The sequence below is a fragment of the Exiguobacterium sp. s133 genome, assembly GCF_018618595.1.
In the GTDB taxonomy this organism is placed as follows: Bacteria; Bacillota; Bacilli; order Exiguobacteriales; family Exiguobacteriaceae; genus Exiguobacterium_A; species Exiguobacterium_A oxidotolerans.
This window is the reverse complement of record NZ_JACSMK010000001.1, coordinates 405,081-418,493: the sequence shown is the minus strand read 5'-3', so window position 1 is coordinate 418,493 and position 13,413 is coordinate 405,081. Positions and strand designations below refer to the sequence as shown.

Sequence of the window (13,413 nt, the reverse complement as noted above, 5' to 3'; positions counted from 1 at the left end):
GGTCGTCCTTTCTGAACTAAAATCCAATCGTACTATTCAAGGTCTGTGTTTCTTCATTATCCGTCGACTGAATTCGGAGCGTCATCGTCAAAATGCCATGGACGACGTATCTGCCCGGGTAGTCACCGGTCGTGATGTCGACGTACTCGGGACTTGAAATCGTAAAGGTCTTTTTGATTTCTGTTTGATCATTGATGTTTTCGAGTGCACCTTCGTAGATGAGTATGTTTTCGTCAAGTCGTTGTGTTGCGAATGTATAGGTGATTGGAGTTGATGTGACTTCATTTTGTTGTTCGACATTGGCGTTGAACGGAATGAAGCCGTCCGTTCGCTCGAGTAGACCGGAATCTAGGTTAAGGCTAGGCAATGTCTTTTTATAGAAAGACAGCTCATTCGCTGTTGTGATGCGAATGGCATCGAAGCCGGTGATTTCATTTAAAATGAGTCCGACCGAACTATCGGCTTCGCTTCTGAGCTCACTGATGATTCCCGTCGCCTGAAAACTCTTTGTACCGGAGATGAAGACGGTCAGGATGACTCCGCTAAAAATAGCAGCGATGACGATGGCAACGAGCAGTTCGACGAGGGAAAATCCGTCATTTTGTTGCGGGAAAACTTTGGTTGAGCGTCGCATTCGTAATCGATCCTTTCAATGATGTAATCGGTTCAGCTTGACCGTCGAGATAGACATAGACGTATAAATCGAGGAGGTTCGGATTTTCGATTCCTTCGATTTTATGCGGGGTAACACTGATTTTTACATCGAATGGCATATTATTTATTTCCGCATCATTGAAGATTGAGTCACAAATAGCCGATACACCACATGACGGCGTGTTCGGCGTCGGTATTGTATAGCTACCATTCTGATATGGGGTGCCTTTCGTCTGTTCAAGAAGTGTATCGAATACGAAGGGGCCGTTCTCCGCTTCGACGGCTTCCTGTTCGATATAAGAAGCGGCATTTTTCGCCAGGTAATTCGCAAACGTCAATTCCGTGCTATCACGAGAAGCGGATAAGGATTGGGAAAAAATGCTGATGAGTGAAACTGAAATGATTGAAAGAATCGTGATACTGACTAATACTTCGATTAATGAAAAGCCTTGTTGCTTGTTTTGCATGGATTCACCTCGTATCTGACTCAATATGAATTATCTATTCAAAAATAAAAAACGGTATGTATTCACACATGATGAAAGTTATTGTCAGGATAGGACTTATGTTTCATCATAATATTCATTATAATGGAAATACTAGACACCTGAAATGGTTATTTCATAAGGAAAGGAAACAGATGATGATAAATCCTAAACGTTTTGCAGTACATACGCTTCTTTTAGTCCTCTTGATTGCCTTAATCTATGTTCCTTCGTTTGCGCTGATTTCGTTTACGGGACAAGCAAGCGTCAGTGAAAAGTTTTCTGAAAGTGCGCGGATTGCCTCTGTTCCGGTTAGTGGTATGACACGGGAAGAAGCAAAACCGAAAGTTCAAAAAGCCATCACGACCTGGTCGAACAAAACGCCATTGACGATTGGGACGGGAGAAGAACTTGTTCCTGTTCCGACGACGCTCGTGACGTTTAAAGTGGATGAGGCCGTCGAAGCAGCTGCTTTAAAAAAGGGAGGCGACTTGGACATCACGCTTGACGAACCGGGCGTTGAAGCATTCCTCTCGACGCAACCGGTCGTATACACGCCGGAACAAACGACGGCATTTAAAGCATGGCTGACGAACATGGGACAACAACTCGAAGAGGGCAACTATGATCCGGCTGTCTCGACAACATCTCCATCAACGGAAGAAGTCGTTTCCTCGGTGTCCTTTACAACACGTTCAGTCGCCGAAGAACAGATGGTTGAGGCGATGACGCAAGTCGATTTAAAAGCCGGACAGTTGATGAATACGAAGACATACGGAATGGACGGTGTGGCGGCTTCATATATCGGCAGTAAACTATATGAACTCTTCGCAAAAACACCGTTTGAAATCGTCGAGCGGATGCCGCATGATCAATTGCCTGAGGGAATCACACTCGGCTACGATGTCCGAATTGATGAAAAAACAGATTTTGCCGTACGGAACACACAAGCAGTGAACTACCAGCTTGTCGCAACGAAAAATGGTAGTGACGTGACGCTTGAACTACGGGGAATGCCGTTCAAAGACACGGTCACAGCAGTGCTTGAAGGTGAAAAATCAATTCCGTACCGGACGATCACCCGCTATTCAGCGACACTATCTGCTGGAACGACAAGTGATACACAGTCCGGGTCGGAAGGGACATCGATTGAACTGTACCGCATCATCAAGTCGAACAAAGGCGAAGAGAAAATGCTGGTCGCACTTGATTTTTATGCCGCGACACCGGCAATCGTCACGAAGAGCAGTCAAGCGGAGCAAGCGCCGGTCGTCACACCACCTGCTGAAGATCCACAGGACGGGACGACGGATCAAACCGATGCTGAGTCCGATACGACGGATCAAACGGACCCAGAGTCAGATGTGACAAGTCCAGACGCACCGGCAACTCCCGATACACCGACGTCACCGGATACACCAGATGCTCCGACAGAAGGCGATCCAGCTTCTCCCGCCGAAAGTGATCCAGCGGAACCAGCAGTTGGCTAAAAATCAATAGAAAATGAGGGATCCTATGAACTGGACAGATTTAGCAATTGAGCTCGGAATCATTATTGGTCTGGCGACGATTATTTGTGGCTTGATGTTTGCGGTTCAAATCCCATTCATCGTGACGTCACGTGCGAAAGTTATTCTCTCGGTGATGGCACTTGTACTAGTGTTAGCACTTTACATGCTCGTCAAATTCGATTGGATGGCGAATCCGTTTGTCATTGCGGGATATATCGTCACACTCCTAATCGTTACAGCGATCACGAGTACGATTGACGAAAAACAACAACAGCGACCGACAGTACTTGATGAAGAAGAAACATGGCACGCGGAAGGGTGACGAACTAAATGGCAATGAAACGGAAACGTCTCGGCGAGATGCTGCTTGAAGAAAGTCTCGTCACGGAAACTCAGATTGAAGAAGCCTTGACGGTCAAACGGGCGACTGAAAAATTAGGGGATGCGCTCTTACGATTAGGGCATTTGACGGAGCAACAACTACTCGAAGCGCTCCATCATCAATTGAAGATACCAATCATTCAACTGTATAACTATCCGGTCGACGTGGCAGTCACGAAGCTGATTTCAAAAGATCTTGCTCAGCGCCATACGCTCGTCCCGGTCTACCGGGAAGGCAACCGTTTATTCATTGCGATGGCGGATCCGCTCGATTTGATTGCGATTGATGACCTGCGGCTTCAGACGGGGTTGATGATTGAAGTCGGCATCGCGACACGCGATGAAATCCGACGGACGATTTTAAAGTATTACGATATCGATTCATCACTCCGGGAGTTACTCGAATCCGATGAAATGATGGAGTCTGATGCGACGCGGGATGTCGTGACACGAGAAGATGCGCCAATCATTCGTCTCGTTAATCAAATTCTCGAGAATGGGATTTCGCAACGGGCATCCGACGTCCACATGGATCCGCAGGAAGCCTCCTTATCGATTCGGATTCGGATTGACGGGGAGTTGCGGACGGAAAACAACTACCCGAAACAAATTCAGAACATCTTGACGACCCGGATCAAGGTTATGAGTGAGCTTGACATTACGGAATCACGCTTGCCGCAAGACGGACGGATCAAGTACATCTATAATGGTCTCGCCTACGATTTCCGTGTCTCGACACTTCCGACCGTCTATGGTGAGAAAGTCGTCATCCGGATTCTCGACAGTTCGAACTCGAATATCTCGATTTCGAAAATCGGATTTAGTGAACGCAATGAATCCCAGTTCCGGGAGATGCTGAAACGACCGAACGGCATCATCTTGATTACTGGACCGACAGGGTCTGGTAAGTCCTCGACATTGTATGCGGCTCTAAACGAATTGAATGATGAGAGCCGTAACATCATTACGGTCGAAGATCCGGTCGAGTACCAAGTCGACGGCATCAATCAAGTTCAAGTGAACAGTAAGATCGGCTTGACGTTCGCGAGTGGGTTACGCTCGATCTTACGACAAGATCCGAACGTCGTCATGGTCGGAGAGATCCGTGATATTGAAACGGCGGAAATTTCGATTCGGGCCTCATTGACGGGACACCTTGTCCTGTCGACGTTGCACACGAACTCGGCCATCAGTTCGATCACCCGTCTGATTGACATGGGAGTTGAACCATTCCTTGTCGCGGCGTCGGTTACCGGATTGATTGCGCAACGTCTCGTCCGTCGCGTCTGTCGTGACTGCGGGGAAGTCCAACCCCTTTCAAAACGCGAACAAGAGTTGTTTGCGCAAGAAGGGATCGAAGCGACGACCGTCATGCGCGGACGCGGCTGTTCGTCTTGTAACATGACGGGGTACCGGGGGCGACTCGCGATTCAGGAAGTCGTCATGATCGATGAAGTATTGCGACGGATGATTATGAACCAATCGACGGAAAGCGAAATCACGATGTACGTCAAGTCGCAAGGTCAACGGTTCCTTTTAGCGGATGGACTGACAAAAGTCGCCCAAGGAATTACGACGACGGAAGAAATCTTACGGACGGTGATATCAGAATGAGTACGATGGAACGCGCACAAATCGAAGACATTCTCAGATCGTCAAAAGAAAAAGGGGCTTCTGACGTCCATTTGACGGCAGGATCTCCCCCCGTCTTTCGCGTCAATGGAACATTGATTGCTTACGGGACGGATAAACTCAAACCGGTCATCATCGACGGGTTCGTTCAGTCGCTGATTACCGAGGAAATGTACCTTCAGCTCAAACAAGATCGTGACATCGACTTTTCCTTTGGTGTGACGGGTGTCGCCCGTTACCGCGTCAATTGTTTTTATCAACGTGGTGCACTCTCAATGGCTTTTCGAACGATTCCGACTGAAGTGCCGACACTCGAACAATTGGCGTTACCTCCTGTCCTCAAACGGTTTTTAACGAAACCGCATGGCTTGATTCTCGTCACGGGACCGACCGGGTCAGGGAAGTCGACGACGCTCGCTGCGATGATCAACGAAATCAATCAGACGATGTATAAACGCATCATTACGCTCGAGGATCCGATTGAATACTTACATAGTCATCATAAAAGTTTGATTGACCAACGTGAAATCGGCATTGATGCCCCGCGATTCGCGAGTGGCTTACGTTCTGCACTCCGTCAGGATCCGGATGTGATTTTGCTTGGTGAGATGCGCGACTTAGAGACGATTTCGACGGCAGTCACAGCTGCAGAGACGGGACATCTCGTCTTCGCGACCGTCCATACGTCGACCGCTGCCTCGACAGTCAGTCGGATCATCGATGTTTTTCCATCGGAGCAACAGGATCAAATTCGCGCCCAACTTGCAAATGTCCTGGCGGGTGTCGTCTCGCAACGCTTGATGCCCCGGTCCGATGGTACAGGCAGGGTCGCGGCGCTTGAAATCATGGTCGAGACACCAGCCGTCTCAAACTTGATTCGCACAGGTAAGGAATATCAGATTCAATCCGTTTTGCAGACCGGAAAACAGTATGGGATGCAGACGATGCAAATGGCCTTACAAGACTTAGTTAGTCGGGGACTGATCCCAGCATCAGCCGCGACACCTTACATATCGGGGTGAGCAGATGGCAGTATTCATGTATGAAGGTCGGACGATGGCCGGTAAACGGAAAAAAGGTAAGATTACAGCATTAACGAAACGGGAGGCGGCAGAACGTCTCCGGACAGAACAAATCGCCGTCACGTCACTTGAGAAACAAGAATCAAAAGGCTTAAATACCGAGATCACATTCTTAACGGCAAAACCGAAAATCGAACATTTAGTCATGTACGCACGTCAATTTGCGACGCTCGTCCGGTCCGGTGTCTCAATCGTTAAAGCGACCGAAATTTTACGGAAACAGACAGAATCGAAGCCGCTCGAGCGGGCACTCGTCGAAGTCGAAGATGATTTACGGAGCGGGATTCAATTTTCGCAAGCGATTGAGAAACATCCGCGCGTCTTTGATACATTCTTCGTCAGTATGGCGATGGCGGGTGAGGCGAGCGGGAATTTAGAAGAAGCCCTCGATAACATCGTCACCCAGCTTCAAAAACAGTACGAGATTAAACGGAAAGTCATTTCGGCATTGATTTATCCGGCCGTCGTTTCAATCGTCGCGATTGGTGTCGTCGTCTTCCTGATGTTGAACGTCGTCCCGACGTTCGCGTCGATTTTCGATCAACTCGGAAGCGAACTTCCATTAATTACGAAACTTGTTGTTGCCGTATCGGACTTTTTTGTCGCTTACTGGTGGGTCTTGTTGCTTGTCGCCTTCGGATTGCTCGGTCTGCTGTATTTTAATTTAAAAAATGAGCGGCAACGGGTCATCTTCGACAGCTTACTGTTAATGTTGCCGGTCTTCGGACCATTGATTCAAAAGTCACAGATTGCTTTGATGACGCGGGGACTCGCTGTATTACTGAATGCATCGGTCCCGATTCTTGCTTCGCTCGACATTACGGAGCGAATCGTCACGAACCGAATCATCCGTAAAGGAATCGCCGGTGCGAATGAAGCGATGTCGCGCGGGATTCCGATGCACGAACCATTAGAAAAAAACAAATATTTCCCACCTCTCGTGACACAGATGATTGCCATCGGGGAGGAGTCCGGGCGCCTGGACTCCATGCTGACAGAGGTCGCAGACTTTTATGAGACGGAAGTTGAAACAACGACGGATCGCTTGAAGTCAATCATCGAGCCGCTGTTGATTGTCGTCCTCGCCGCAATCGTTGGTGTCATCGTCATCGCCGTCGTCGTCCCGATGTTCAAAATCTATTCGGATATCCAGGGCGAATAACAACTGCGAAATCATTTACCTGTTGTCTAAAAAAGACATAATTAACTAAAATTATGGTGCTACTATAATAGTATTCATATGGATAGTATTACCTATACATCGAACTCAGAAAAAAGCACTAGGGAGGAATACTAAAATGTTAGAACGGTTCAAAGAAATTTGGTTAGATGCAAAACAAATGCGCGATGAGCGGGGCTTGACGTTGATCGAGTTACTCGTCGTTGTCGTTATCCTCGGAATTATTGCCGCAATCGCGGTAGTAGCGATTGGCGGATTGATTGAAAACTCACGTAAGGATGCAGTTGTATCCGATGCGAAACAATTAGTAGCGGCAGCGAAGTTGTATACATCTTCAAATCCAGTTCAACCTGGAGAAACTGTGAAAGTTGGTGTGAACGAGGCAGGAAAAGCTATTAAAACTAACAAAGTTGCTAAGGGAACAGATGCTACTCCACGAGTTGATTCATTAAGCAAATATATCGATGACATGAAGGACGCATTGAACTCTGATGCCGACTACAAAGATTCTTATGTTACGGTTACTGAAAAAAATGGAACGTACACTTATGAGGTTACATTAGCAAGTAAATCAGATGATTATACTTACTTCACAAAAGCTGCTCCTGGAGAACTAAAACGAACTGGCGTAGTCGAAAAGTAATACTCCCCCCACCTCGGGGGTTTTTTTCTGAAGTTTTTTAAGAAAGGAGCCTAACATGACAATCGTTTTTACAGTCTATTTTTTCATTATTGGCATGTTAATCACGTCGTTTACAAATGTCGTCGGACTCCGGATTCCGGTGGGGGAATCGATTGTGCGACCGCGCTCGCATTGCCCGAATTGTGGTCACGTCCTCGGTGCGCTCGAACTGACACCGGTCATCGGCTATCTCGCTTTACGCGGAAAATGCCGTGTCTGCCAACTGCCGATCTCCGCGAAGTATCCGGCGCTGGAACTGCTTGGTGGCGTGCTTTACGCCTATGCGTTCTATCAATTCGGATGGTCGATGCAATTCGTGTTGACACTTGTCCTGACGAGCCTGTTATTCATCCTCGTCATGTCGGATCTTGCCTACATGCTCGTTCCGAATAAAATATTACTCTTCTTTTTACCGATTAGTCTGATAGTTCGCTACCTTTCTCCATACGAGAACTGGTATAATCCAATTATTGGCGGAATCGTCGGTTTTAGTTTATTGTTTGCAATTTTTCTCGCATCACGTCAAGGGATGGGCGCAGGGGACGTCAAACTGTTTGGTTTACTCGGTATTTTTCTCGGACCACTCGACGTCGTGATTGCCTTATTCGTCTCGGCACTTGTCGGTTCCGTCATTGGGCTGACATTGCTCGGATTGAAGCGCGTCGAACGCAAGCAACCGATTCCCTTCGTCCCGTCGATTGCGATCGGGACATTACTCACTTATTATTTCGCGGACGATTGGGTGACGTTATACCTCGATCTGTTCCTATGAGAAAGGACGAACCTACATATGGCGCAAGCTAGGCGTAGAGGTACATATATTTATTTCAACTTCACGGATGTCGCCGTCTTCGGCGCCGTCGTCAAGAACGGTGTCATCAAACGACGCGCTGTTGCGTCCCTGCCTGCCGGGACACTCCAAGGTGGATGGTTGCAACCGGAAGCGTCACTTGATTTGATTTTTGACAGCCTGTTGACGAAATTAAAGGTTCCGCGAGGTTCGCAAGCTGTTCTTGCCCTCGATGGTTCACTCGTCCTTGCCCGAAAACTTGAAATCCCGGAGTCGGTCGAGACGAATCAAATCCGCGGGTACTTGTTCATGGAGCTTGGTCACAGTATCGTCCTGCCGTTTGAAGAACCGTACTTCGATTACACTCTGCTCGAAGAAGACGGCAAACGGGAAATCATGCTGTATGCGGCACCGAACGAAGCGATTCAACAATACATGCAATTGTTTAAGCAAAAGCACCTGCGGCTTGTCGCAGCTGAACCGCAACCGCTCGCTACGTTTTTCGGAATCGAGTCGCTCTATGAAGTCGAAGACAGTAGCAGCGTCTTGATTTGGAACGTCAATGCGACGAATCATCAACTGATCATCATCGAAGACAAAGTTCCGCGCTTAATCCGTTCCGTCGATACGTTCAGTTCGAACGTCTGGGAAGTTGAAGTGATGGAGGATCGTCTCCATTACCGGTATCGCTTAGATGACGCACAAGTCGAGATGACGCTTGACGAAATGCTGCTCGAATTTTCACGTGTGCTCGATTTCTACCGGTTTTCGCTCGCACGCGACCAACGGGAAATCAGCCGTGTCATTCTAGCGGGAGACTTCCCGTTCCAGGAGGAGCTCGTCAAACGGTTCGAAGCGAATTTTGATCTCCGACTCGAACAGCTTTCGGAGCAGCTCGAAGTCGCGCCACAACCGATTCCGCGTGCGTATTTACCGCTGATCGGACTCGCGATTCCACAAAAAACTCGAATCAATCTGTTACCAGAGAACGACGTCATGCCGAAGTTTCCGCTCGTCGCGTCGCTCGTCCTGTTGTTATTTGGCGGAATGATTGGCGGCTACTTGTTCTGGCAAACGGACCAGTTCGCGGACCGAATCGAGACGGCAAACAATCAAGTGCAAATCGTTCGTGCCCTTCAAGCGGAATCGGCACAATCAGCAAAACAAGAAATTGCCCAATTGAAGCAGACCGTCGACGGATTAGAGGAGACGCCGCGCCCGGCAGTCCCGACGCTTGAACGGATTACCCGCTACTTACCGGAACGCGGCTACATCTTACAGTTCGCCTATGGTGCCGATCATCTCGTGACGATGAATGCACAATTCGAAACACTGGAAGAGTTGAATGGTTTTTATCGTCAACTCTTGACGGATGACGTCTTTACAGGAGTTTCATTGACAGGTATCACAACGAAGACGATGAACGAAGAGGCAGATGTCGTCACGTCGACGACGATCGACCCGGCAACAGGGGAAGAAATTCCGACGACGACGATTACACCATCGGCTGATGAAAAAACGGAAGAACCGCGTTACATCGGGCAATTCACGTTGTCAGTCTTACCGGCGGAGGTCGTCAAAGGTGAAACGAATGAAGCGAATCCGGATGTACCAAAAGAAGATGGCGAGACGGAGTCGGCAACGCCAGACGGTGAAGTGACACCGGAAGACGGAACAGGCGAAGTCGTCTCGACCGAGATTGAGGAGGTGGAGGATAATTGAAGCGCTATAGTAGTTACCTTCTCCTCGGATTGACGCTCCTGCTCGTAATTGGAGGAGTCGCCTATTTCGGTTATACGACCTATACGACGTACGAAGAATTGAATGAAACGGAAGCGACGCTTGACCGGGAACAGATGGCCCTCGAAATCGCAAAAGCGAATGAGCAAAAAGTCGATGTCGCCGAATCAAGCTTCTTACAGAAAAAAGTGCCTGTCCTCCCGGCGAATGATGACGTCATCGACGCCATCAATGCCTCGAGTCAAATCGCAGGAGTCAAAGTCCAGTCGATTACGTTCAGCCAAACGGATGTTGCACCTGCTCCGGTTGTCGAGTCGACACCGGTCGTCGACGGAGCGATGGCGACAGAGTCTGACATCGATGCGGATGGAGCAGAAGCACCCGTCGCGACAACGGCCGCGACACCGCTTCCGGCATCGTTATCCGTCGAAGCACCATCCTATCTCGAACTGATGGCATTCCTTAAACAAATCGAACGGACGGATCGGATTACGATCTTGCGTCAGATTCAATTGACGGGGCCGGATGAACCGGGTGCCGGAAGTGAGACGATTCTTCTTGACGATGAGATGATGGCGTTTACGATTGAAATCGAGACGTATTACCGACCTGATCTAACACAACTCGTTCCAGATAAGAAGACACCACTCAAGGAGACGACCCCGAAATCAGATCCCTTTGTTGATGTCACAGGAAATTAGTTTGGAAACAAGTGCTTCCCTTCACGGGAGAGGCACTTGTTTTTCGTTATACTACCCGTTGAGTGAATTAAGCTAGTTCGAAATCTATCAGAAAGAGCGTGATACTAATGGTAACGCAACCACCCTTGATTCTTGCTTCGGCGTCTCCGCGCCGGACACAGCTTTTGGACCAAATCGGGATACAGCATGAGGTTCGTCCTGCTGACGTCGTCGAAGAAGCGCCCTATCCGATGGCGCCTGCCGAATACGTCGCCTACTTATCCGACAAAAAAGCACGTGCTGTAGCTAAGGCGGATGAAATCATTCTGGCGGCAGATACCGTCGTGTCGATTGACGGTTTGATTTTGGAAAAACCGCTCAATCGCTTAGCCGCAAAGCAGATGTTGCTTCAATTATCTGGTCGGACCCACCATGTCTTGACGGGCGTGACGATTGTGATGAATGATCATGTCGAAACATTTACCGTGACGACAGAAGTCCGTTTTGCCAAATTGTCGCAGGACTGGATTATGCGCTACACGGAGACGGATGAGCCGTATGATAAAGCCGGTGGATACGGCATCCAGGCGGTCGGAGGATTATTCGTCGAAGCGATTTCAGGCGATTATTATAATGTCGTCGGATTACCGATTCATCCGATTGCGAAACGACTCGAAGCATTCGGAATCAAGCCGGAATTTGCGTAACGCCTATTAAAGAGAGGTCGGATGCAGTGATTGAATTGCCGAAGGATATGATTCAACTAAAAGGGCTGACCCGTGCGACGACAGTCGAATTGCTAGCATGTCTCGTTCGAAGTGGAACGAGAAATCAATCGCCGCTTGAAATCGCGGAAGAATTACTTGATCGTCATCCCTCGTTGATTGAGCTTGAGGCAGCGGGAGTCGGAGGACTGGAGAAGTCACCCGGCGTCGGCAAGGCGAAGGCGCTCCAAATCATGGCGGGACTCGAGCTCGGCCGCCGGCTCGTCACAGAACCGAAGTGGGTCCGACCGGTCGTTCGTTCACCGGAGGATGCAGCGGAGCTGTTGTTAGAAGAGATGCGCCTGTATCAACAGGAACATTTCATCTGTCTGTATTTGAATACGAAAAATGAGGTCATTTCCAAAAAGACGCTCTTCATCGGAGGATTGAACACGTCAATCGTCCACCCGCGCGACATATTTCGGGAAGCCATCCGCTGTTCGGCGGCCAGCTTCATCGCTGTCCATAATCATCCATCGGGTGATCCGACGCCAAGCCGGGAAGATATCGAGGTGTCGGAACGGATGGTCGAGGCGGGCAGATTGATTGGAATCAGTTGTATCGATCACCTCGTCATCGGTCACGGACAATTTATTAGTATGAAACAACGCGGATTTATGTAAGAATAACGTCTGAGGGGGAAGTGGACTTCCTGACCTCAGGCGTTTTTATGTTTTGAAAAATAGGTGAACTGTAAACAAGCTGTAACGTTTTAGCGCTTTTCTAAGAGTGCTTTTCCGTTATAATTAGTGGAGTTGTATTTTCAGAGAGGGGTTTTTTGAATAATGTTTGGATCATTTAGCCGTGAAATCGGCATTGACTTAGGTACGGCAAACACGCTCGTTTATGTAAAGGGGCAAGGAATCGTTGTACGCGAACCTTCTGTTGTCGCTTTCCGTACCGATACAGGTAAGATTGAAGCAGTCGGGAACGCAGCGAAAAACATGATTGGACGGACACCGGGCAACGTGACGGCACGACGGCCGATGAAAGATGGCGTAATCGCTGATTATGAAACAACTGCGACGATGATCAAGTACTTCATGGATCAAGCGTCGAAGAAAAAAGGATTGTTCTCTTCGAAGACGAACGTCATGATTTGTGTGCCAAGCGGCATCACATCAGTCGAAAAACGTGCCGTTGAAGATGCAGCAAAACTTGCCGGGGCGCGTGAAGCCTATACGATTGAAGAACCATTCGCAGCGGCAATCGGAGCTGGACTCCCAGTATCTGAACCAACAGGATCGATGGTCGTCGATATCGGTGGCGGAACGACGGAAGTCGCAGTCATCTCGCTTGGCGGCATCGTAACGAGTCAATCAATTCGTGTCGGTGGAGATGAAATGGATGAGTCAATCATTCGTTACATCAAATCGAAATATAACTTGATGATCGGTGAACGGACAGCCGAGACACTCAAGATGACGATCGGTTATGCACGAATCGACGAAGAGTCAGAAAACGAAACGATGGAAATTCGTGGTCGCGACCTCGTCACAGGTCTTCCGAAACAAATCGAAGTAACGAGTGCAGAAATTTGCGACGCGTTATCCGATACGGTCGATGCGATTTTAGCAGGTGTCAAGCACACGCTTGAACAGACACCGCCGGAACTTTCAGCTGATGTCATGGACCGCGGAATCGTCTTGACAGGCGGCGGTGCGCTCCTTAAAAACCTTGATTCTGTCATCGAAGACGAAACACGCATCTTGACGCTTGTTGCTGAAAACGCACTCGATTGTGTCGCAATCGGTACAGGAAAATCACTTGAGATGATGAATGTCCTTCGTTCGAAATCAGGCATCTCACAAAAAAGATAAGGACGGGATGAG

The 13,413-nt window shown here is 48.7% G+C and carries 14 protein-coding genes; 12 read left to right on the top strand and 2 right to left on the bottom strand.

Annotation, left to right across the window (positions count from 1 at the left end):
• Window positions 1–16: 16 nt before the first annotated feature.
• Entirely contained in the window at window positions 17–634 is a 618-nt protein-coding gene (locus KNP96_RS02115; RefSeq protein WP_088837546.1) for a PilW family protein, read from the bottom strand.
• Window positions 597–1,121 (bottom strand): type IV pilus modification PilV family protein, encoded by a 525-nt coding sequence (locus KNP96_RS02110; RefSeq protein ID WP_214768689.1) that lies wholly within the window; start codon window positions 1,119–1,121, stop codon window positions 597–599. Before KNP96_RS02110 ends, KNP96_RS02115 begins: the two co-directional genes overlap by 38 nt.
• Before the next feature lie 173 nt (window positions 1,122–1,294).
• Between KNP96_RS02110 and KNP96_RS02105 the strand changes: the two genes are divergently transcribed.
• The 12 genes from KNP96_RS02105 to KNP96_RS02050 all read left to right on the top strand — a co-directional run bounded on the left by KNP96_RS02105 (window position 1,295) and on the right by KNP96_RS02050 (window position 13,401).
• A complete protein-coding gene (locus KNP96_RS02105) occupies window positions 1,295–2,629 on the top strand; it encodes a VanW family protein (RefSeq protein WP_251135702.1) in 1,335 nt (444 codons plus the stop codon).
• Between the two features lie 25 nt (window positions 2,630–2,654).
• Window positions 2,655–2,972, top strand: a complete 318-nt coding sequence (locus KNP96_RS02100; RefSeq protein ID WP_088837544.1) for a hypothetical protein — start codon at window positions 2,655–2,657, stop codon at window positions 2,970–2,972.
• A gap of 8 nt (window positions 2,973–2,980) precedes the next feature.
• Complete coding sequence (locus KNP96_RS02095) at window positions 2,981–4,645, top strand: GspE/PulE family protein (protein WP_088837543.1); 1,665 nt, start codon at window positions 2,981–2,983, stop codon at window positions 4,643–4,645.
• Window positions 4,642–5,685: a type IV pilus twitching motility protein PilT gene (locus tag KNP96_RS02090; RefSeq protein ID WP_088837542.1), complete on the top strand. Its 1,044-nt coding sequence runs from the start codon at window positions 4,642–4,644 to the stop codon at window positions 5,683–5,685. The genes KNP96_RS02095 and KNP96_RS02090 overlap by 4 nt, the downstream gene beginning before the upstream one ends.
• Window positions 5,686–5,689: 4 nt before the next feature.
• The gene (locus KNP96_RS02085) at window positions 5,690–6,907 is read left to right on the top strand and encodes a type II secretion system F family protein (protein ID WP_088837541.1); all 1,218 of its coding nucleotides are present in this window, start codon (window positions 5,690–5,692) and stop codon (window positions 6,905–6,907) included.
• A gap of 136 nt (window positions 6,908–7,043) precedes the next feature.
• Window positions 7,044–7,568 carry a type II secretion system protein gene (locus KNP96_RS02080; protein WP_214768688.1) on the top strand — a complete coding sequence of 175 codons (525 nt, stop codon included), beginning with the start codon at window positions 7,044–7,046 and terminating at the stop codon, window positions 7,566–7,568.
• 55 nt (window positions 7,569–7,623) lie between these two features.
• Window positions 7,624–8,379 (top strand): prepilin peptidase, encoded by a 756-nt coding sequence (locus KNP96_RS02075; protein WP_088837539.1) that lies wholly within the window; start codon window positions 7,624–7,626, stop codon window positions 8,377–8,379.
• A gap of 18 nt (window positions 8,380–8,397) precedes the next feature.
• Window positions 8,398–10,119 (top strand): type IV pilus biogenesis protein PilM, encoded by a 1,722-nt coding sequence (locus KNP96_RS02070; protein ID WP_088837538.1) that lies wholly within the window; start codon window positions 8,398–8,400, stop codon window positions 10,117–10,119.
• The gene (locus KNP96_RS02065; RefSeq protein ID WP_214766489.1) at window positions 10,116–10,838 is read left to right on the top strand and encodes a hypothetical protein; all 723 of its coding nucleotides are present in this window, start codon (window positions 10,116–10,118) and stop codon (window positions 10,836–10,838) included. The genes KNP96_RS02070 and KNP96_RS02065 overlap by 4 nt, the downstream gene beginning before the upstream one ends.
• Window positions 10,839–10,945: 107 nt before the next feature.
• Window positions 10,946–11,524, top strand: coding sequence for a Maf family protein (locus tag KNP96_RS02060; protein WP_088837536.1), 579 nt, complete (start codon window positions 10,946–10,948; stop codon window positions 11,522–11,524).
• Between the two features lie 47 nt (window positions 11,525–11,571).
• A complete protein-coding gene (radC, locus tag KNP96_RS02055; protein ID WP_204251439.1) occupies window positions 11,572–12,204 on the top strand; it encodes a RadC family protein in 633 nt (210 codons plus the stop codon).
• A 162-nt stretch (window positions 12,205–12,366) separates the two neighbouring features.
• A complete protein-coding gene (locus tag KNP96_RS02050) occupies window positions 12,367–13,401 on the top strand; it encodes a rod shape-determining protein (RefSeq protein WP_029331054.1) in 1,035 nt (344 codons plus the stop codon).
• The last annotated feature ends 12 nt before the right edge of the window (window positions 13,402–13,413 follow it).

Coding starts and splice junctions, on each gene's coding strand:
- radC (WP_204251439.1), top strand. CDS start 11,572: ATGATTCAACTAAAAGGGCTGACCCGTGCGACGACAGTCGAATTGCTA.
- KNP96_RS02090 (WP_088837542.1), top strand. CDS start 4,642: ATGAGTACGATGGAACGCGCACAAATCGAAGACATTCTCAGATCGTCA.
- KNP96_RS02060 (WP_088837536.1), top strand. CDS start 10,946: ATGGTAACGCAACCACCCTTGATTCTTGCTTCGGCGTCTCCGCGCCGG.
- KNP96_RS02115 (WP_088837546.1), bottom strand. CDS start 634: ATGCGACGCTCAACCAAAGTTTTCCCGCAACAAAATGACGGATTTTCC.
- KNP96_RS02075 (WP_088837539.1), top strand. CDS start 7,624: ATGACAATCGTTTTTACAGTCTATTTTTTCATTATTGGCATGTTAATC.
- KNP96_RS02095 (WP_088837543.1), top strand. CDS start 2,981: ATGGCAATGAAACGGAAACGTCTCGGCGAGATGCTGCTTGAAGAAAGT.
- KNP96_RS02105 (WP_251135702.1), top strand. CDS start 1,295: ATGATGATAAATCCTAAACGTTTTGCAGTACATACGCTTCTTTTAGTC.
- KNP96_RS02070 (WP_088837538.1), top strand. CDS start 8,398: ATGGCGCAAGCTAGGCGTAGAGGTACATATATTTATTTCAACTTCACG.
- KNP96_RS02085 (WP_088837541.1), top strand. CDS start 5,690: ATGGCAGTATTCATGTATGAAGGTCGGACGATGGCCGGTAAACGGAAA.
- KNP96_RS02080 (WP_214768688.1), top strand. CDS start 7,044: ATGTTAGAACGGTTCAAAGAAATTTGGTTAGATGCAAAACAAATGCGC.
- KNP96_RS02050 (WP_029331054.1), top strand. CDS start 12,367: ATGTTTGGATCATTTAGCCGTGAAATCGGCATTGACTTAGGTACGGCA.
- KNP96_RS02100 (WP_088837544.1), top strand. CDS start 2,655: ATGAACTGGACAGATTTAGCAATTGAGCTCGGAATCATTATTGGTCTG.
- KNP96_RS02110 (WP_214768689.1), bottom strand. CDS start 1,121: ATGCAAAACAAGCAACAAGGCTTTTCATTAATCGAAGTATTAGTCAGT.